Raw genomic sequence first — 19574 nt, forward strand, 5'->3', positions numbered from 1 at the left:
CTCTTCCTCCTCCCTAAAATCAAGGCATACTTCAACGGAGACATCAAAGGCAAACATTTCGCCTTGTGGGGTCTGGCTTTCAAACCCAACACCGATGATATCCGCGAAGCACCGGCGTTGTACATTATAGATGCCCTGCTCGCTGCAGGCGCTACCGTCAGCGCTTTCGATCCGGAAGCGATGCACAATGTAAAGCAACTGCTGGGAGATAAAATCCAGTTTGCTGACCATCAGTATACCTGCCTGGAAGAAGCAGACGCGCTAATCATCGCCACAGAATGGAGCGTTTTCAGAACACCGGACTTTAATAAAATTTCGGCGGCCCTGAAAAACCAAGCTATATTTGATGGCCGCAACCTGTTTGAAGTATCACGCATGAGGGAATTGGGATTTCATTATGAGAGCGTAGGGCGGACACCTGTTTTATCTTAACGCTGTAACATACCATATGGAAAAGAAAAGAATACTGATTGCCGGCGGCGCCGGTTTCCTGGGCTCCCATCTGTGCGACCGCTTCATTAAAGAAGGGTATCATGTGATAGCGATGGATAATCTGCTTACCGGCAATCTGAAAAATATTGAACACCTGTTTCCTTTACCGGAATTTGAATATTATAACCATGATGTAACCAAGTTTATCCATGTTCCGGGTAAACTTGATTACATCCTCAACTTCGCTTCCCCGGCCAGTCCTATCGATTATCTGAAGATGCCCATTCAGACCCTGAAAGTGGGGTCGCTCGGCACGCATAATCTATTGGGACTTGCAAAAGAAAAGAAAGCGCGCATACTGGTAGCCTCTACCTCCGAAGTATATGGCGATCCTACCGTACATCCGCAGACTGAAGAGTATTGGGGCAATGTAAACCCCGTAGGTCCAAGAGGAGTATATGATGAAGCCAAACGATTCCTCGAATCTATCACTATGGCTTATCATAATTTCCACGGAGTAGAAACCCGCATCGTGCGTATCTTCAATACCTACGGTCCACGCATGCGCCTCAACGACGGCCGTGCGCTCCCGGCCTTCATGAGCCAGGCGCTGAGTGGTCAGGACCTTACCGTATTTGGCGATGGTAAACAAACCCGCTCTTTCTGCTATGTGGATGATCTCATCGAAGGAATTTTCAGACTGTTACTGAGCGATTATCACCTCCCTGTAAACGTGGGCAATCCCGAAGAGATTACCCTGAACCAGTTTGCAGAAGAGATCCTCGCACTCACAGGCAGCAAGCAGAAAATTGTTTATCATCCCCTGCCAAAGGATGACCCGAAACAACGTCAGCCTGACATTACCAAAGCCCGTACCATACTGGGATGGGAGCCTAAAGTGGGCCGGCAGGAAGGATTGAAAATTACTTACGAATATTTCAAACAGGCATTATTAAAATAACTATTTAATTTCTTTGCATGAAGCGTAAGCTATTAGTTACAGGTGGAGCTGGATTTATCGGTTCTCATGTAGTAAGATTGTTTGTGAATAAGTATCCTGATTACCAGATTGTAAACCTGGATGCGCTTACCTACGCTGGTAACCTGGAAAATCTGGTAGATGTAAAGGACCAACCAAATTATATTTTTGAGAAAGGCGACATCACCGACGAAACATTTATTGAAGCGCTTTTCCAAAAATACGGCTTTGACGGAGTGATTCACCTTGCAGCTGAAAGCCATGTAGACCGCTCCATTATGGACCCGCTGGCCTTCATCAAAACTAACGTACTGGGCACTGCTGTACTACTCAATGCTGCACGCAAATACTGGAAGGATGACATGAATGGAAAACTGTTCTATCATGTCTCTACAGATGAAGTTTACGGTTCATTGGGAGAAGAAGGCTTTTTTTATGAAACCACCCCTTATGATCCCCGTTCTCCATATTCCGCATCCAAAGCCAGCTCCGATCACTTTGTAATGGCTTACCATCATACCTATCATTTGCCTGTTATTATTTCTAACTGCTCTAATAACTATGGTTCTCATCATTTCCCCGAAAAGTTGATTCCGCTGGCCATCCATAATATCAAGAACAATAAACCAGTTCCTGTATACGGTAAAGGAGAGAATGTACGCGACTGGTTGTTTGTAAACGATCATGCACGTGCCATCGACACTATCTTCCATAATGGCAGAACCGGCGAAACTTACAACATCGGAGGTTTCAATGAATGGAAGAACATTGACCTCATCCGCCTGTTATGCAGGATCATGGATAAGAAACTGGGCCGTGCCGAAGGCACTTCTGAACAGCTGATTACTTTTGTGAAAGACCGCGCCGGTCACGATCTCCGTTATGCTATAGATGCCACCAAACTGAATACGGAACTGGGCTGGGAACCATCCCTTCAGTTTGAAGAAGGTCTGGAAAAAACGGTAGAATGGTATCTCGCCAACGAAGAGTGGCTGCAACATGTTACCAGCGGCAATTACCAGAAATACTATCAGGAGCAATACCAGAAACGATAATTTCATTGTAAAAAGTTTTTTCAATGCCTTTTAAAACGACCCCGATACCGGGCCTGTTGATATTTGAGCCTAAAGTTTTCGGTGACCACCGTGGATATTTTTTTGAAAGTTATAATGCCAATACCTTCAAGGCTGAAGGCATAGACTATACATTTGTACAGGATAACCAGGCCCGCTCTTCCTATGGAGTGCTGCGTGGATTACATTATCAACTGGAGCCACACGCCCAGACTAAACTGGTGAGAGTACTCGAAGGGCGTATCATAGATGTTGTGGTAGATATCCGTAAAGGCTCTCCCACCTATGGCCAGTCATACACCATCGAACTAAGTGCAGAAAATAAACTGCAGTTGCTGGTACCCAAGGGATTTGCACACGGTTATGCCGTTATCAGCGAAACCGCAGAGGTAATGTACAAATGCGATAACTTCTATCACAAGGAAAGTGAAGGCGGCATTATCTTCAATGATCCGGCACTGAATATCAACTGGGGCATTGATCTGAAAGATGCGCTGGTTTCAGAAAAAGATCTGGTACTGCCCAAACTGGCCGACATCACGCATAATTTTCTTTTTTAACTGCTGATCATTTTGCCATGAGAAATATTCTTGTAACCGGAGGAAACGGCCAGTTAGGACAGGCGCTGCAAAAGGCCGCCACCGCCTACCCTCAGTTCAATCTGCTCTTTACTGATTATGAGCAGCTGGACATAACCGATAAAGACGCCGTTGCGGCCTACTTTTCAACGCAGGACGTGCATGCATGCATTAACTGTGCCGCCTACACGGCTGTGGATAAAGCGGAATCAGATGAGGAAAAAGCATTCCTCCTCAACTTTCAGGCGGTCCTGAGCCTTGCAGAAGTATGCGCAGACTCAAATGCCCAGCTGATACATATTTCCACCGATTATGTATTCAGCGGTAAACAGAATACTCCTTACAGCGAAGAGGATGAAACAGATCCGCAAAGCATATACGGCGCTTCCAAACTGAGAGGAGAGGCCGCTGCCACCGGCTATAATCCGGATACTGTCGTGATCCGCACCTCCTGGTTGTATTCCGAGTATGCTGTCAACTTTGTGAAACGTATGCGGGAACTAATGCAGGAAAGACCAGAATTGAACGTGGTTTTCGATCAGGCAGGTACACCCACCTATGCCGGCGACCTTGCAGTTGCTATCCTGGATATATTGCAATACAAAGCAGCCAATACCAGCACTTCTATCGGCGGAATATACCACTACAGCAATGAAGGCGTTACCAGCTGGTACGATTTCGCAATAACAATTAAGGAGATGACCAATGCTACAACCACTGTGCTGCCGGTTACTTCCGACAAATACGTTACCGCTGCAAAGCGTCCCGCTTACAGTGTGCTTAATAAAGAAAAGGTAAAAACCACTTTTGGCCTGTCTATTCCCTACTGGAGAGACAGCCTTGCAAAGTGCCTGAAGAATATGTAAAATAGCCCGATCCCGCAACATACTTGTTGCGGGATCCTTTTTTCTGCCAAACACTGGCGATTCCACCAAACCTATTCCCCTGCTACATTCCAACGCCATTATTCCTGTCAACCCCATCATTCCCCCTACAGGTCAGCCTTTTTTTCAGTAGGTTTGCAAAAATTGTTATTAAAATCATGAATCTGATAGAAGAACTGCGCTGGCGGGGTATGCTACAGGATATGATGCCTGGCACTGAAGAACAACTGCAAAAAGAAATGACTACGGCATATATAGGTTTCGATCCTACTGCCGAGTCTTTGCATATCGGAAGCCTGGTGCCTATCCTGCTGCTGGTTCACCTGCAAAAGGCAGGGCACAAACCACTGGCCTTAGTGGGCGGCGCTACCGGCATGGTAGGCGACCCCTCATTTAAAGCAGAAGAAAGAAAAATGCTGGACCTGGATACGCTGCAAAAAAATGTAGCCGGTATCAAGGTCCAGCTGGAACGATTCCTGGACTTCGATCCGGCCAAACCCAATGCTGCTGAAATGGTGAATAACTTCGACTGGTTTCAGCACATTTCTTTCCTGGACTTCATCCGCGATACAGGAAAGCACATCACCGTAAACTACATGATGTCTAAAGACTCTGTAAAGAAAAGGCTGGAAGGCGACAGCGGAATGTCTTTCACCGAATTCACCTACCAGCTGATACAGGGTTACGATTTCTATCATCTCTATACTGCAAAGAACTGTAAACTCCAGATGGGCGGCTCCGATCAATGGGGCAACATTGTTACGGGTACTGAACTTATCCGCCGTAAAGCAAGCGGTGAAGCATTTGCATTCACCTGTCCGCTGATCAAAAAAGCAGATGGCACCAAATTCGGTAAGACCGAACAAGGCACCGTATGGCTGGATGCCAAACGTACATCTCCTTACATGTTCTACCAGTTCTGGCTCAATACTTCAGATGCCGACGCCGAAAGCTACATCAGGATCTTCACCTTCATGAACCAGCCAGAAGTAGAAGCCCTGATCGCTGAACACCGCCAGGCTCCTGAACAACGCCTGCTGCAAAAACGTCTTGCCAAAGAGGTAACCGTTTTCATTCACGGTGAAGAAAATTATGATTTCGCGGTAAAAGCATCCTCTCTCCTCTTCAGCAACGATACAGCGGAACTGCTGGCATCCCTGACGGAAGAACAGTTACTGGATGTAATGTCAGGCGTACCTCAGTATGAAATTGCCAAAGAAGAACTTGCTGCCGGCAAAGATATAGTAAGCCTCCTGGCCGAAACCGGTATCTTCCCCAGCAAAGGCGAAGCCCGCAAAACTGTGCAGGGCGGCGGCGTAAGCATGAACAAAAATAAAATCAACGGCATTGACATGATCGTTGATACATCCGCATTGCTGCGTGATAAATATATACTCTTCCAGAAAGGCAAGAAGAACTATTACCTCGTCAAAGCACACTAAACCGTGATTTTGATCAGTGCGATTCAGTGATGATATAAAAATATAAAAGCGAAAGACCCGTTTAGAGTAACTCCTAAACGGGTCTTTCGCTTTTATATTTTTATATCATCTGAATCACTAAAATCAAAATAATCACAGTCCATATTTTTTCTCGTACCTCTCGTATAACTGATGCTGCTTATTATCCAGGTTGATCTCTCTTCCCTGAATGAATGCATGCGTTACATTGCTTGATTTCATATCCAGCAGATCACCTGTACTTACGGCGATGTTGGCGTCTTTACCCATTTCCAGCGTACCGGTGGTTTTATCGATGCCGAGTATTTTTGCCGCATTGAGCGTAACCGCAGATAATGCTTCTTCTTTACTCAGTCCGTAAGTAGCCGCGGTACCGGCTTCAAAGCCGATATTACGTTGCTGCCAGAAACCATCGTTACTGATACAAAAGAGCACACCGGCCTTTTGAAGTAATGCAGCATTTTTGTAAGGCTGGTCAATATCATCATCCTGCATGAGCGGGAGGCTATGCGGCTGTGTCAGCACCACAGGGATATTGCTCTGCTTCAGTAAATCAGCCACCAGGTAAGCGTCGGAGCCACCTACAATCACTGCATCCAGGTTGAATTCTTTAGCAAAGTCAATGGCCGTGAGTATCTCCTTTACTGCGTCACAATGTATGAACAGCTTCTGTTCCTTGCTAAACAGTTTACGCATCGATTCATACTTAATGTTGGTAGCAGTATGCTTACCCTCTTCGAGGTATGCCTTAGCTTCACTGAAAAACACTCTCACCTTCTCTACTTCTTCCAGAGCGGATTTCAGCGGGTCGGTAGCAGGTGCGGGACCTCTCCCTCTGCCACCGCCAACATTCACCAGACGCGGCATATAAAAATGAAGGGCATTGTCTGCCTTATAAGCGGCATCTTCCCAGTTCCAGGCGTCGAGCTGCACCACCGAAGAAGTACCGCTCACGATACCTCCCTGTGGCGTGATCTGGGCCAGCAGGATGCCATTGGATCTAAGGGTGTTGATCACCTTGGAATCTGTATTATAAGAAATAAGTGAACGTACGGAAGGATTGATCTCTCCTACCTCCCTGAAATCATTAGTGGCACGCACGCTCTCAAATTCTGTAAGACCCAGGGTTGATTCAGGCGCAATGATGCCAGGATAAACATGCTGACCTTTCAGATCCAGCACGGTAGCATCGCTGCCTGCTGCAGGTACATTGGCGCCTACGGCGGTGATCCGCCCGTTGGCAAAAGCAATGGTGCCGTTTTCTATCACCTGGCCATTGCCAACATGGATGTATGCATTGGTAAGATAAACCGCGTTGCCCTGCTTCTTGGCCGGATAAACAGTTTCCTGCGCAAAGGCTGTATGGAAGCCGCTGGCAAGCGCCAGCAGATAAATGTATTTCTTCATAGCTGTGAGCTATTTGTTTTTTAATAAATGATCAAAAACCGAATCCCTGCTGATGTCCGCCCTGCAAATCTTCACAGTGGTACATTTCATCAGGTACGAAAGCTGCTTTCTGCGTAGGTGTTCCTTTCTTCTTCTCACCCAGCAGTTTTTGTATCAGACGGTTGCGTTCATCTGCAATACGCTTGCGTAACTGAAGATCGTAATCACGGTCAAACTCCACGATACCATCCACTATTGTTTTCTCCGCTTTGGCATAAATGCTCAGCGGATTGTCACTCCACAATACCAGGTCTGCATCTTTGCCAGTTTTGATACTACCCATGCGGTTATCTACATGCAACAGCTTTGCGGGATTGAGCGTTACCATTCTGAGGGCATCTTCTTCCGGGGTACCGCCATACTTCACTGTTTTGGCTGCTTCCTGGTTAAGACGGCGGGCCATTTCTGCATCGTCAGAATTAATAGCAGTAACCACGCCTACTTTGTTCATGATGGAAGCATTGTAAGGAATAGCGTCCTGCACTTCCATCTTGTAAGCCCACCAGTCAGCAAAAGTACCAGCTCCGGCGCCATGCGCTTTCATCTTATCAGCCACCTTGTATCCTTCGAGGATATGTGTGAAAGTATTGACACGGAAATGGAAACTGTCTGCAACATGCATCAGCATATTGATCTCGCTCTGCACGTAGGAGTGGCAGGTGATAAAGCGCTTAGCGTTGAGGATCTCAACAAGCGCATCCAGTTCAAGATCACGGCGCTTGCCAGGACCGGCCTTCTCATAGTCACGGGCACGGGTAAATGCATCTACATATACCTGCTCTACACCCATTCTTGTCTGTGGGAAACGCACCGTATTCCGCTCGCCCCAGTTGGACTGCTTCACGTTTTCACCTAATGCAAACTTGATGAAAGGGTCCCAGTTGGTTACTTTCAGCTCTTCGGCACTCTGGCCCCAACGTAGTTTGATCAGCTGCGACTGACCACCGATGGGGTTAGCACTTCCGTGCAGCAGATGCGATGCGGTAACACCGCCGCTCAGCTGACGGTAAATGTTGACATCATCAGGGTTCAGTACATCTCCGATGCGCACCTCTGCTGTAACAGCCTGTGAAGATTCATTCACACCACTGGAAATGGCAATATGCGAGTGCTCGTCGATAATCCCGGCAGACAAGTGTTTGCCGGTTCCGTCGATCAAACGGGCATTACCGGCAGCAAGATTCTTACCTATCTGCGCGATCTTACCGTTACGCACCAATACATCCGTATTTTCCAGTTTACCTTCTTTCTCATTAGTCCATACTGTAGCATTCTTTATTAGCAGATCCTGCTGCTGTGGCAGTTTTTCCCAGCCATATCCATTGAAAGGATAATAAACGGGGCCAAGTGCAACAGGCATGTTCTTCTTTGCAGAATCCTTTGGTGAAAATGCTTTTACAAATACGGCATTCCATCTTACAGCAGTACCGGCGGTATCAGCCCCGGTACCGGACCAGCCGTTGTCGCTGATAATACCACTGAGACGGATACTCTTCTTGCTATTCTTTGCAAGCGGGAGCGACAGAGATATGAGCTTGCCATTGATGTCGATGCGGCCAGGAACGGTATCCTTTTGCAACACCGCCAGTAAAGGCGCAGTAGGCGTACCTTTCACCTCTATGGTAACACTGTTACCGGGTGTAACGGTTACTGTATAGATACCACGTGGGTCATTCCATCCATCCTGCTTTACAATATAACGGCTGCCCTGTATCCAGTTCTGATACAGGATAGTGTTCTCTTTAAACAACGGACCGGAAGTAATCAGGAAATTAGCCAGCTTGCCGGTTTCCAGGCTACCCACTTTATCATAAACTTTGAGCGTGGTTGCAGGCGTTTTGGTAAGGGCATCCAGCGCGGCTTCTTCGCTGAGACCATACTCAATTGCTTTGCGCACATTACCCAGGAATGTTTTCACATCCTTTAGATCTGCTGCTGTGAGACAGAAAGGAATATGCGCCTTTTCAAAGGTAACAGGCTGTGATGGCGCCATTTCCCAATGTTTCATATCCGCCAGCGATACAAAACGTGCATCGCTTGGATCTTCCACATCAATAGCACCAGGGAAATTAAGCGGTAGTATATAAGTAGCTTTGGTAGCCGCTATATCATTGATGCGCTGGTATTCGTTACCACCGGCTTTGATGATATACTGTACGCCGAATTCATCGCCTACCTTATCAGCCCTGATGGCCTCCCATTTGTCGCTCACTTCAAATATTGAAGGCAGCTGCTGATTATCATTCCAGGCCTGGAGGCTCAGGTTGACACCTTCTTTTGCAGGTTGCGTTTTATACCATTGCGCATCCAGGAAAGTCTGGCGTAGCAGGGCAATATATCCCATCAGGGAGTTGGGATAGTTTTGCGTAGAGCTGCCTTTATCAAAAGAATAACCGGCTGCAGCCTTTTCACGGATGATGAGTTTATTTTCCTTTCCGGCCGCAAGGGTTACCAGTGCAGCTGTACCGCGTGCAACGCCGTCCTCCTGCTGGGTGAGCACGGTACCGAAGCCAGCTTCACGAAGCGGTGTGGCTTTGCTTTCATCAGCGCTGAACAATGTGGCTGCATTCACTTCGCTCTTAATAGCCTGATTCCAGCCATACGCACCTTTGGTATTGGAAAGGAATTGCGGCGGTGCATTCCAGGAGGCGCCGCTGCGCTTTACTTCTGGAAGCCCGTAGTTGCTGTAAATATCCACGAATGAAGGATAAATGTACTTACCCTTACAGTCCACTATCACAGCATCTTTCGGGATAGCCGCAGCAGGACCAGCCGCTATGATTTTTCCCTCGCGTATCACAAGGGTGGCATTGTTGAGGGTCGTTTGTGCATCTTTTACAATCGTTGCATGTGTAAATGCAAAACATCCTGTTTTAGGATCAGCGATACCATTCACAGGATAGGTCTCCTGCGCGCTGACATAGGAGCCGGCTCCCAACATGCACAACAGCAGCAGTGCACTGCGGTGCCGTTTCAGGGCATAGGCTGCACCGCGGGAGAGCAGGGACGCCCCGCGTTTCTCAAAAGCTCTTTTCATGTAATTTTTTTTATTGAACGATCCAGATTTAGTTGGTAGGCTAAATGTAATAAATCACGTCCGCCGGTTGCAGTAATTTTTTATGAATGGTATTAATCTTGCTGGCAATAAGTTTTGTATTTAACACGAAAAAGGGATAATTTGAAACAGGTTTAGCCGTTATGTTTGTCTGAACCTTACTAATACTGCCGATTATGAAAACATCTTCCATCTTTACAGTGTTGCTGCTTTGCCTGCTCGCCGGTACAGGCGCCCTTGCGCAATCCAACACCGACAGCACAGCCCGGAAAGGACGCTGGGGCGTGGAAGGACGTGCGGACAAGATCAGTGATAAAATATCACGTGAAGTAGGTCTTAACAAAGAGCAGCACCATAAGATATACGTTATCAATGAAGACATTATCCGTCGCATGGACGTGATCAGGGCCAATAAATCCCTCTCACGCAAAGAACGGCTGCAACAGCTCAAAACCCTGGATACAGAACGTAACCAGCGTTTCAAAACGGTGTTTACCGCTGCACAGTATAAAAAATGGAACGACTGGGACATGTATAAGAAAGAACACCTGGAAGAAAAAGTGGAGAAGAAAAGACAGCGTAAGGAAAATCGTGAATCAACCCAGCACTGATTATTATCCGGCCATTCACTGACATACAGAATATTTTTCTGCACGCCGTATCCGCAGTACATCCGGCACAGCTGATCCGCAGCAACATAAGTGTACGGAACAATAGTATTTTTATTTCGGGAAATGAATATGTTTTACCAGCCGATGGGAAGATCTATGTCATTGGTGCAGGTAAAGCCGCCGCCGCCATGGCTTTGGAGACAGAAAAAATATTAACTCCTCACTACCCTTTACAGGGGTTTGTTGTTACCAAATACGGACATACCTTACCATTGGCACACATCGGACTCCTCGAAGCCGGCCATCCTGTACCGGATGAAAACAGTGTATCCGCTGCCGTTAGGCTTACAGAAATAGCACAACAGGCACAATCCAATGACCTGGTGATCTTCCTGCTATCGGGCGGGGCCTCCGCGCTGGTAGCCGATTTTCCGCCTGGGAGCAGCCTGGAAGAAGTGCAACAACTCTTTACCCTGTTGCTCAGAAGTGGCGCAGACATCGGGGAGATGAATACCGTGCGTAAACACCTCTCCGGCTTCAAAGGTGGACAGCTGGCTGAAAAAGTATATCCAGCCACGTTATATACACTGATCCTCAGTGATGTAGTAGGCGATGACCTGAGCGTCATCGGCTCCGGGCCTACAGTACCCGATCCATCTACCTTTGCCGATACGCTCAATATCCTCCGGAAATATCATCTCACCGAAAAAATTCCCGGCACACTCCTGCAATATATTCTCGACGGCGTTGACGGGAAAATACCCGATACACCAAAGCCCGGCAGCTCCCACACCACCCATGTGCACAATCACCTTGCCGGCACCAACCTCATTGCCCTGCAGGCGGCAGCAGAAAAGGCCGCACAGCTGGGCTACCATCCGCAGATATTATCTGCCGCCACTACCGGTGATGCGCATACGATAGCGGAAATGCTGGTCAGCAAAGCGCTGACCTATACTGATCTGTGGCCGGGATGCCTGCTGCTGGGAGGCGAAACCACCGTCAATGTAACCGGCGATGGCCTCGGCGGCCGTAATCAACAACTCGCACTGGCAGCCGGCATAGCCCTCGCCGGCCATAAAGGCATCACTATTCTGAGCGGTGGAACAGATGGTACAGATGGACCTACCGATGCGGCAGGCGCCATCGCAGATGCCAATGTAATGGAACACGCCGCAAAACTCCATATAAACGCAAATTATTTTCTCCATAACAATGACGCTTATCACTTCTTCTCAAAAGCAGGCGGGTTACTGGTTACAGGCCCTACCCAAACTAATGTGATGGATCTCATGATTGTACTGATCGCATAATACGTCGCCCGTACACACAGCTTTTAGGATTTAAACTTTGATTATGTGCTGATAGGTTTTATTTTTGGGGTTTATTCACAAGTTTCAGATTTACTAAACCAATATACACTATGCTGAGAATGGAACAGACATGGCGGTGGTTCGGTCCCAATGATCCTGTTAGCTTGTCTGATATCAAACAGGCAGGAGCTACCGGGATTGTTACGGCCTTACACCATGTGCCCAATGGAGAAGTGTGGACGAAGGAGGAGATTTTAAAACGTAAAGCAGAGATAAAAGCGGCAGGCCTTACCTGGTCTGTAGTGGAAAGCATTCCCGTTCATGAAGATATCAAAACACAGAACGGACGTTTCCGGGAATATATAACCAATTATCAGCAATCCATCAGGAACCTGGCCGAATGCGGCATCTATGTAGTTACCTACAACTTTATGCCCGTGCTGGACTGGACACGCACTGATCTTTCCTATACCGTAGCAGACGGCTCCAAAGCGCTACGCTTTGAAAAAGCCGCCTTCATTGCCTTTGACCTCTTCATGCTGCAAAGACCTGATGCAGAAAAAGATTATACCAGCGAAGAGATCTCCCAGGCCAAAGAGAGGTTCGACAGCATGACAGCTGAAGAAAGAACCACCCTGCAGAAAAATATTATCGCCGGCCTTCCCGGTTCTGAAGAGAGCTTCACACTCGAACAGTTCCAGGCCGCGTTAGACAAATACAACGGCATAGACGCTACACAACTGAAACTACACCTCTTCTACTTCCTGCAACAGATAGCGCCTGTAGCGGAGGAAATGGGCGTAAAGCTGGCCATCCATCCGGATGATCCTCCATTCCCTATTTTCGGATTACCCCGCATCGTGAGCACCGAACAGGATGCAAAGGAGCTGCTGATCGCAGCACCGTATAAATCCAACGGCTTATGCTTCTGCACAGGCTCCTATGGCGTGCTTGCAGACAATGACCTGCCCGGCATGATAGAGCGCCTCGGCGATCATATCCACTTCATTCACCTGCGTAGCACACAGCGTGATGCCGCCGGCAACTTCCACGAAGCCAACCACCTCGAAGGCGATGTGAATATGTTTGCCGTGGTAAAAAATATCCTGCTCACCATGAAACGCCGCAATGTTTCCATTCCCATGCGCCCGGATCATGGCCACCAGATGCTGGATGACCTCCATAAAAAAACCAATCCCGGTTACAGCGCTATCGGCCGCCTGCGTGGCCTTGCAGAGCTGCGTGGCCTCGAAATGGGCATCGCGGGGGCTTTAGGCTCTGATTGACTGACTACTACCAGTATCAGGTCCGTACAAAGAGTTAAGGTGGGGATAAGCAATACCATCGTCGGACTGAGATGCTACACACGCGCAGAAAGCATATTTGAACCCATACCGTAATGGCTGATTACGGTGAATATATTTACTGCGACTGATGTTGATTAGTGAAGGGAGAGCGAAAGGAAAACATCATTTATAAATATCTTAGACCCGTTCATCATCCCGTTGAACGGGTCTTTATTTTAATGAGATATAATATACGCCAGCAGCGTCTTTCACGAAGTAAGCGCCCACCTGCTGCTGTAACCGATGGAACAGTTCATCAGGCGAGGTTCTCCCGAAATCGGCTGTGATCTTTTTGCTGTAAAGCCTGCGGGCTGAAGGCGGCACCACTATTTTTATATCAAAGCAGGAACTTATTGCTTCCAGGACCTCTTCCAGCGGAACGCCGGAAAAACTCAGCACACCCGTTTTCCACGCAAGTGGCGCCTGACTGTTAAGCCGCTGCTGTCGAATATTTCCTGGCGATAACCGGCCAAGCGTATTCTCAGAGAGCTCTGTACTCTTCCGGCGCTGTCGTACTTTCACACCGCCTCTTGTTACAAATACCTCGTTGCTTCGGTCGTTCCGGTGAATATTAAATGCAGCGCCTTCTGCTCTCAGCACATTATCACCTACCCGTACAATACCATCCTCTCCAGGTTTCAGGTCTACATAAACATCTCCCGACATCACGATCACAAAAGAAGATCTTTTTGCCCGTACATCATAAGCAACAACCGCATTATTATCCAGCACAAGCTTACTGCCATCTGCCAGCACCAATGAATCAATATGCCCCGATGTATTTTTGATAGTCCGCATTTTGCGGGCGCTATACCAGTAATATAAAGTAATGCCAGCCAGCAATACAAAGAGGAAAACGACTGAAAGCAGCTTCACCGGAAGCGGCTTGCGTTGCGCAGGTGAAACCACAGGAGATGACGTAAGCAAGCGGGTAACAGAAGGCACAGCAGCGGTTGCTTCCTCTGTCAGCCAGGCCTGCAGCCTGTTCTCCACATAGCGGAAATGTTCAGGTCCCTTGGATTTCAGCTGGGCTATCTCTTCCTGCAATACTGGGTCGTGGGGCGACTGAATAAAACGCGCTATCAGGTCATTGATTTCCGGTGATTGCTGATACATAAGCTGTATACTGTCTCTATGGCTTCATATGTTTGGCAAGATAGTCAACTTCTTTGCAAAATAATTAGGCCACCTCGTACAGGTTTAATATTTTTAGTACAGCATAACAGGCAAAATCGATAGATATGTCACCTGAAAATAATGACCAGGAATATATTGAGGGATTGTTGCATCATACTCCGGTAATCGTAGATAGTATTTACCAGCGTTTTGCTACCAAAGAGAAGCGTTTCATCCTGCAAAAGGGCGGATCCGTAAGAGATGCAGTACATGTTTTTGAAGAGGCACTGATGGACATCTACTTTTATGCCCGCCGTCACCCGATCACAGTGAGCACCTTTGAACCATTCATTATGCTGCTGTGTAAACGCATATGGGAGCAGGAACTGGAACGTCGCGGACAACGTATAGCCGGTCTGGAAGCAGAAGAAAATGCCGCCCTCACCCGTGACGACATGCTTGATGTCGAAGATGTACTGAAGGAAGGAGAAAAGAGAAGGCTCGCTCACAATGCCTACAACCAACTAAACGACAACTGCAAAGATCTGCTCCGCCTCTCCCTCACAGACACTTTACAGGAAGATATAGCCGTTGAAACCAAGATTCCCGTCTCCAATCTCCCAACTGCAAGATGCGAATGCTACAGCACCTTGTTCAGAGACCTGAGCACAAAACTCAAAGGCAATAACACCGCCAAAGAAGATCTGCTTAGTAGTGACCGTTTCCTTTCCGGACAAATGAGCGATACCGAAAAGAAAGAATTCGACGCACGCATGAAAACCGACCCTGCGCTGAATCAGCAGGTAAAGCGCTTTTTCCTGTTCCGGCAGCTGCTCGCGCAAAAGATCTGTCCCGATCCCGACCGCGATGCCATGCAACTACAACTATTCAACCATCGTAACGCCTGGTTCTCTCCAAAGGAAAGCACGCCTACGCCTATACGTAACCTGGTAATCCTGATTGCAATGGTTGCGGCCGGAGTAGCTGTCATGCTGTACGTAAGCCCCTGGCACAAGAATATCTACCGCCAATTTTCCTCCACGGAAATGCAGATACCTGCTATCGACAGCCTGCGGCTTCCTGAAGAAGCCATACAACAGTTCAACCACGGCCATTTCCAACAGGCCGTTGTTATCCTTAATAAAGTGCTTGTTACTAATCCGGGTAATCTGTATGCACGCTTTTACCGCGGCGTCAGCCTCGTGGATGTAAACCAACAGTCAGCCGCACGCAACGATCTCGTGACCGTTTACAACAATAGTACAGAACTCAGGTTTGAAGCCGCCTTTTATATGGGACTCAGCTTCCTGCGTGAAGGCAATAAACAGGAGTGCCTCGACTGGCTGTTGAAGATACCGCCAGGCGCACCCAATTATATCAAAGTACAGAAACTGATAGAAGAACTGAGGTAATCAATTCATATAAGTATGGGCGCCATATTGGATATAACTTTCTACCTCACCTTTAATCAGCTCATAAATGTTAGCTTTGTCTTTCTTTATCCGCATCAGCTGCTGCAATACCAGGAAGTAGATCCCTCCGTTGTTGCAACCGTTAATCTGTGCCTCAAGTATTTCATGTTTTACTTCACCACAACCGGTAGCATCCAGTTTCTGGTAAATAACGTATAGGTTGTTTATCCAGCTCATCTCTCTAAAAATTTAACATAGGAATATAAATATAATTATTTTTAATCATTTATCATAGCAGTGAGCAGGAATTAACTTTTAGATAATACAAGGCGATCAGGCCGCAGTCAAAGGAATATCACAGGGTTCCTGACAGGCAGATTCCGCAACACCTCTTCTTCCTGCGGATCGTGATCGAGTGAAAGCCACAGCCGGTAATACGCTTCATTATCGAAAGCAGCTGCCCCAAAAAGCAGGAAGGGCTGCGCCACCGGCCAGTTACTCCAGTACATGACATCATGCGCTAAGGGCCACGTAGTTTTGTCTTTTACATAAGGATACATGAAAGAAATACCTTTTCCCATATTCCGCTCCTCCTCAACAGTATAGCGCCACAAATCATTTCCCGAACCACTCAGCAGCTGGCATATGGCGCTCATTGCATCCAGGTTGAACAACGAGTAACCATAAGGTTTGGTCCTCTTCAACTCCCGCGGGAAGCTTCCATCAGCATCCATCTGCGAAGGCAGCAATACCGTTTTATAACGATTGATACATGAATCGATAAGCGGCTTGTTATTTACGAATAAGGAGAACGCAGCAACCTGCGCCACCCAGCAGGTTCCATGGTTATTGGCGGCATTCATTTCATCCTTGCCATAGGGATGTGTGGTCATCCATTCAAGATAGGACGTGAACCACGCCTTAAATGCGGTCAGTTCTGCAGGCGGAATAGCGCCCGCTTTCTCCATGATGCGGAGTGCCTGCACCACTTCCAGGAACTGCAACGTATCAATGATACCGATCCCCCTCCCAGTAACTCTGCCTTTGATCGCCTGTGCGTATAACAGGTTCGGATTCATGCGCGTGGCACTGTCTTCAAACCATGCCTTTGCATGTTTCAGGGCATGTTGCAGATACGTCCTATCCTTACTTGCCATGTAAGCCGCTGCTAATGCGCCCATCACACGGCTAAAGCGGATCATAGCCTGGCGGTGCGCCACGAAGTTATCCGGATTGCTTTGCCCGTCACGTTGTATATAAGGTCCGTCCGGATGTTCCGGATCAGGCCACCAGTAATCACCTTCGGAGTAGAAGTCGTGTAGTCCACCCGCACTACGCACACACCTATACGAAGTAACGGTTTGCGGTTGTTGCTGCATAGCCCACTTCGCACGCTGCATAATGGCAGGCCGCATATCCTTCAACACTTTTTTCTGCCATGCCGTTTGTGCGGATACACAAACAGCATTTATCATCAACATCACGATAAACAGATAACGCATGAGTTAAAGTATTTCTGGTTATTTGAGCGTAAGCACCCTGCCATCGTGCGCTTCCAGGCTGGCAGTATAGGAACCGCTGAAACGGCCCAGACTTTTACCTGTCCAGTAATCTGTTATTTCGCAGGGTTTCTCAAGTTTTACAGTTATTTTTTGGGGAGATGACTGCCAGTTGAGCAAAACCAGTTGTTTTTCTGAACCGGTATTTACATATCCTGTATTGAAATTGGTATCTGTGAAAGCAGCAGCATAGGATGTTGGCGGCACTGTTTTACGAAGTATGTTTAGCCGTTCAGGCGAAATTTTTGTGAGATCGTCGCCACTGAGCAACATACCGCCAGTAGCATAGATCAGGGCAGCGTGGAAGTTAAACTCGTTGTCTGGCATATTACCTGTCAACAGGATACAGTCAGGATCATTCCACCACAGACGTCCATTCTGCCACGCCCTGTAGAGGTTTTCCCGGCCAGTACCTTCAAATATATCCCACGACCGCTTTATATCACCGCTGCTCCGCGAGCCGTGAATAAGTCCTAAAGAAGGCCACAGCGGATGGTTACAGCCCAATACAAAAGCATCCTTTGTTCCTTTGAGAACGGCTTCCATACCACGCCTGTACGCTTCCACACGGGTAGCTTGTTTATCGTAAAAATATCCGCCGTGAATGGCGCCCCAGAAATTGGCATCCAGCTTGAAATACGTTACACCCCAATCGTTGCGCATGGTGCGGAAAAGCTTTTCCAGGTGTTGTTGCACGGCAGGATTCGTTCCGTCCAACACATACCAGGGTTTCATTCTCCAACCACCGAAAGTAACTTTATCGCTCCGCAACGGTTTCCCCGTAGCGTCTTTCACCAACCAATCCTTATGGTCTTTAAAAATGGTAGAGTTACTGTCACATATGAAAGGCGCCACCCAAATGGCAGGCTCAAATCCTTTCTCCCGGATTGTCTGCAATACCTGCTGTACATTGCCGCCAAAGGAACTTCCCACCTCCAGCCAGTCGCCCATATGTGGCTGGTAGCCATCATCCAGCTGTATGTATTTGAGCGCAGGAATGTTGCTCTTGATATAGTCGAGATTATCATAGATATTCTTTGCTGTAACGCGTGGGCCAAAGCAATACCACGAGCACCAGCCGGTTGGGGGTTGTCTAAATTCGAGCCGCGGATGATAATGATGGATACGCGCCGCAAAGCGGTCCAGTAATTGATTGCCATCGTTGCCACTCAACAGCATCAGCTCTTCCATCCTGAATTCCTTTCCCGGAGCCAGCTCCAGGCTTTCCAGATCGGTTACCACTTTGATAGTGTCTGCCGACACATAAAATTTACCCACGAAGCGGTTGCTGGATGTAAAGCCCAGCAGCAACTGCACATCATCCTGTGGATATAGCCGCATCATGTTGTACACAGCCAGGTATCCTTCAGGCTGGGGTATCTTATAATGACTGGCGTCGGTGTAATGGCCAAGATTTACCGGTGCTTTCAGCGTACCCGCTGTCTGTGAGAGCATCTGGAAACCTTCTGCATAAAAAGGTGTAGACGCTGGCAATACCTTACCTACAGTTCCCATCACAATCTCTTTCAACCTTACAGGCATACTGCCTGTATTAACTATACGAATATCGCATAGCTCATCACTCCATTTACGGGTTATTTTCACAGTGGCTGGCGCCGGAGCACCATCGGCCAGGAATACAACAGCACGGCTGCTTTTCAGAGCCTTCACAAAACGGTCCGATACACCGGCAAGAACACATACACCGCTGAGCAGGCAACAGGACAAAAAGAAAAAATGCTTCGTCATAAGTGATCAGGTATTGGTTGCATTGTTATTTCAAATAATTTCATCAGTTCAGTGCCCGTTATTTGCACAGGCTTTGCGGTAAGCTCATATTCTCCCGCAGGCAACGATACAGTATCCAGTTGCTGCGATACGATATGCTGTTTCTTCTCCTCCGCGATTACTTTACCAGCTATAACTTTATCGCCTATACGTATTTCGTAACTACCACCAGAAGAAGCATCAGCTGCATACTTGATACCTACGTTGAAACGCGCTGCTGTCGTAAGCCGGACCTTCCAACTGATATACTGATCGCCACGCTTCCATCCGTGAACGTAATAAGCAGCCAGCTTTCCATCTCCATATTGCAATCCGCTGCCGTGCAAGGCTCCGTCAAATGCACGCATCACGTTCGCAATATCTTTTATATCCGGCAGGCGTACACTGTCGGTCTTTATATCTTTCATCTCCAGCACAATAACACTGTTCACGGTATCCGGTGCCATTGCCGGCAAATGGATGATCAGATCTTTTGCATTCACCCTTTCTGTTTTCAGCGGTTGTTTGTCCGCAAGTAGGTAA

Annotated in this window: 16 protein-coding genes and 1 pseudogene; 10 read left to right on the top strand and 7 right to left on the bottom strand. The window is 47.7% G+C overall.

Annotation, left to right across the window (positions count from 1 at the left end; genetic code table 11):
* The 6 genes from VM802_RS00860 to tyrS all read left to right on the top strand — a co-directional run.
* On the top strand, positions 1-432 hold a 432-nt coding region (locus tag VM802_RS00860), incomplete at its 5' end, for a UDP binding domain-containing protein (RefSeq protein ID WP_325526972.1).
* Positions 433-448: 16 nt separating this feature from the next.
* Positions 449-1393 (top strand): UDP-glucuronic acid decarboxylase family protein, encoded by a 945-nt coding sequence (locus tag VM802_RS00865; protein ID WP_325526974.1) that lies wholly within the window; start codon positions 449-451, stop codon positions 1391-1393.
* A 17-nt stretch (positions 1394-1410) separates the two neighbouring features.
* The gene (rfbB, locus tag VM802_RS00870; protein ID WP_325526978.1) at positions 1411-2466 is read left to right on the top strand and encodes a dTDP-glucose 4,6-dehydratase; all 1056 of its coding nucleotides are present in this window, start codon (positions 1411-1413) and stop codon (positions 2464-2466) included.
* Between the two features lie 23 nt (positions 2467-2489).
* Positions 2490-3044: a dTDP-4-dehydrorhamnose 3,5-epimerase gene (rfbC, locus tag VM802_RS00875; protein WP_325526980.1), complete on the top strand. Its 555-nt coding sequence runs from the start codon at positions 2490-2492 to the stop codon at positions 3042-3044.
* Between the two features lie 17 nt (positions 3045-3061).
* Positions 3062-3928: a dTDP-4-dehydrorhamnose reductase gene (gene rfbD, locus VM802_RS00880; protein ID WP_325526982.1), complete on the top strand. Its 867-nt coding sequence runs from the start codon at positions 3062-3064 to the stop codon at positions 3926-3928.
* 176 nt (positions 3929-4104) lie between these two features.
* The gene (gene tyrS / locus VM802_RS00885) at positions 4105-5388 is read left to right on the top strand and encodes a tyrosine--tRNA ligase (RefSeq protein WP_325526984.1); all 1284 of its coding nucleotides are present in this window, start codon (positions 4105-4107) and stop codon (positions 5386-5388) included.
* A gap of 132 nt (positions 5389-5520) precedes the next feature.
* On the opposite strand, the gene VM802_RS00890 is transcribed toward tyrS, so the two are convergent.
* On the bottom strand, positions 5521-6813 hold the full coding sequence (locus VM802_RS00890; protein WP_325526986.1) for an amidohydrolase family protein: 1293 nt from the start codon (positions 6811-6813) through the stop codon (positions 5521-5523).
* A 31-nt stretch (positions 6814-6844) separates the two neighbouring features.
* Positions 6845-9889: an amidohydrolase family protein gene (locus tag VM802_RS00895; RefSeq protein WP_325526988.1), complete on the bottom strand. Its 3045-nt coding sequence runs from the start codon at positions 9887-9889 to the stop codon at positions 6845-6847.
* 194 nt (positions 9890-10083) lie between these two features.
* On the opposite strand from VM802_RS00895, the gene VM802_RS00900 reads away from it, so the two are divergent.
* The 3 genes from VM802_RS00900 to uxuA all read left to right on the top strand — a co-directional run bounded on the left by VM802_RS00900 (position 10084) and on the right by uxuA (position 13117).
* Complete coding sequence (locus VM802_RS00900; RefSeq protein WP_325526990.1) at positions 10084-10518, top strand: DUF4890 domain-containing protein; 435 nt, start codon at positions 10084-10086, stop codon at positions 10516-10518.
* Between the two features lie 32 nt (positions 10519-10550).
* Entirely contained in the window at positions 10551-11831 is a 1281-nt protein-coding gene (locus VM802_RS00905) for a glycerate kinase type-2 family protein (RefSeq protein WP_325527004.1), read from the top strand.
* A 110-nt stretch (positions 11832-11941) separates the two neighbouring features.
* Positions 11942-13117 (top strand): mannonate dehydratase, encoded by a 1176-nt coding sequence (gene uxuA / locus VM802_RS00910; protein ID WP_325526992.1) that lies wholly within the window; start codon positions 11942-11944, stop codon positions 13115-13117.
* 231 nt (positions 13118-13348) lie between these two features.
* Here uxuA and VM802_RS00915 read toward each other — a convergent pair whose 3' ends face one another.
* Entirely contained in the window at positions 13349-14293 is a 945-nt protein-coding gene (locus tag VM802_RS00915) for a FecR family protein (RefSeq protein WP_325526994.1), read from the bottom strand.
* A 125-nt stretch (positions 14294-14418) separates the two neighbouring features.
* Here VM802_RS00915 and VM802_RS00920 point away from each other — a divergent pair, with 125 nt between their 5' ends.
* Positions 14419-15705, top strand: coding sequence for a hypothetical protein (locus VM802_RS00920; protein ID WP_325526996.1), 1287 nt, complete (start codon positions 14419-14421; stop codon positions 15703-15705).
* Here the strand turns inward: VM802_RS00920 and VM802_RS00925 are convergent, their stop codons facing one another.
* The 4 genes and pseudogenes from VM802_RS00925 to VM802_RS00940 all read right to left on the bottom strand — a co-directional run.
* A complete protein-coding gene (locus tag VM802_RS00925; RefSeq protein ID WP_325526998.1) occupies positions 15706-15942 on the bottom strand; it encodes a hypothetical protein in 237 nt (78 codons plus the stop codon). It abuts the gene before it with no gap.
* Positions 15943-16049: 107 nt separating this feature from the next.
* Complete coding sequence (locus tag VM802_RS00930) at positions 16050-17207, bottom strand: alginate lyase family protein (RefSeq protein WP_325527000.1); 1158 nt, start codon at positions 17205-17207, stop codon at positions 16050-16052.
* A gap of 18 nt (positions 17208-17225) precedes the next feature.
* Entirely contained in the window at positions 17226-19013 is a 1788-nt protein-coding gene (locus VM802_RS00935; RefSeq protein ID WP_325527002.1) for a glycoside hydrolase family 36 protein, read from the bottom strand.
* Positions 19010-19574, bottom strand: a pseudogene (locus VM802_RS00940) (alpha-L-fucosidase); the annotation flags it as partial. The pseudogene VM802_RS00940 and the gene VM802_RS00935, both read right to left, overlap by 4 nt.

The sequence above is a fragment of the Chitinophaga sp. genome (assembly GCF_035538455.1).
Lineage (GTDB): Bacteria > Bacteroidota > Bacteroidia > Chitinophagales > Chitinophagaceae > Chitinophaga.

Coding starts and splice junctions, on each gene's coding strand:
- VM802_RS00865 (WP_325526974.1), top strand. CDS start 449: ATGGAAAAGAAAAGAATACTGATTGCCGGCGGCGCCGGTTTCCTGGGC.
- rfbB (WP_325526978.1), top strand. CDS start 1,411: ATGAAGCGTAAGCTATTAGTTACAGGTGGAGCTGGATTTATCGGTTCT.
- rfbC (WP_325526980.1), top strand. CDS start 2,490: ATGCCTTTTAAAACGACCCCGATACCGGGCCTGTTGATATTTGAGCCT.
- rfbD (WP_325526982.1), top strand. CDS start 3,062: ATGAGAAATATTCTTGTAACCGGAGGAAACGGCCAGTTAGGACAGGCG.
- tyrS (WP_325526984.1), top strand. CDS start 4,105: ATGAATCTGATAGAAGAACTGCGCTGGCGGGGTATGCTACAGGATATG.
- VM802_RS00890 (WP_325526986.1), bottom strand. CDS start 6,813: ATGAAGAAATACATTTATCTGCTGGCGCTTGCCAGCGGCTTCCATACA.
- VM802_RS00895 (WP_325526988.1), bottom strand. CDS start 9,889: ATGAAAAGAGCTTTTGAGAAACGCGGGGCGTCCCTGCTCTCCCGCGGT.
- VM802_RS00900 (WP_325526990.1), top strand. CDS start 10,084: ATGAAAACATCTTCCATCTTTACAGTGTTGCTGCTTTGCCTGCTCGCC.
- uxuA (WP_325526992.1), top strand. CDS start 11,942: ATGCTGAGAATGGAACAGACATGGCGGTGGTTCGGTCCCAATGATCCT.
- VM802_RS00915 (WP_325526994.1), bottom strand. CDS start 14,293: ATGTATCAGCAATCACCGGAAATCAATGACCTGATAGCGCGTTTTATT.
- VM802_RS00920 (WP_325526996.1), top strand. CDS start 14,419: ATGTCACCTGAAAATAATGACCAGGAATATATTGAGGGATTGTTGCAT.
- VM802_RS00925 (WP_325526998.1), bottom strand. CDS start 15,942: ATGAGCTGGATAAACAACCTATACGTTATTTACCAGAAACTGGATGCT.
- VM802_RS00930 (WP_325527000.1), bottom strand. CDS start 17,207: ATGCGTTATCTGTTTATCGTGATGTTGATGATAAATGCTGTTTGTGTA.
- VM802_RS00935 (WP_325527002.1), bottom strand. CDS start 19,013: ATGACGAAGCATTTTTTCTTTTTGTCCTGTTGCCTGCTCAGCGGTGTA.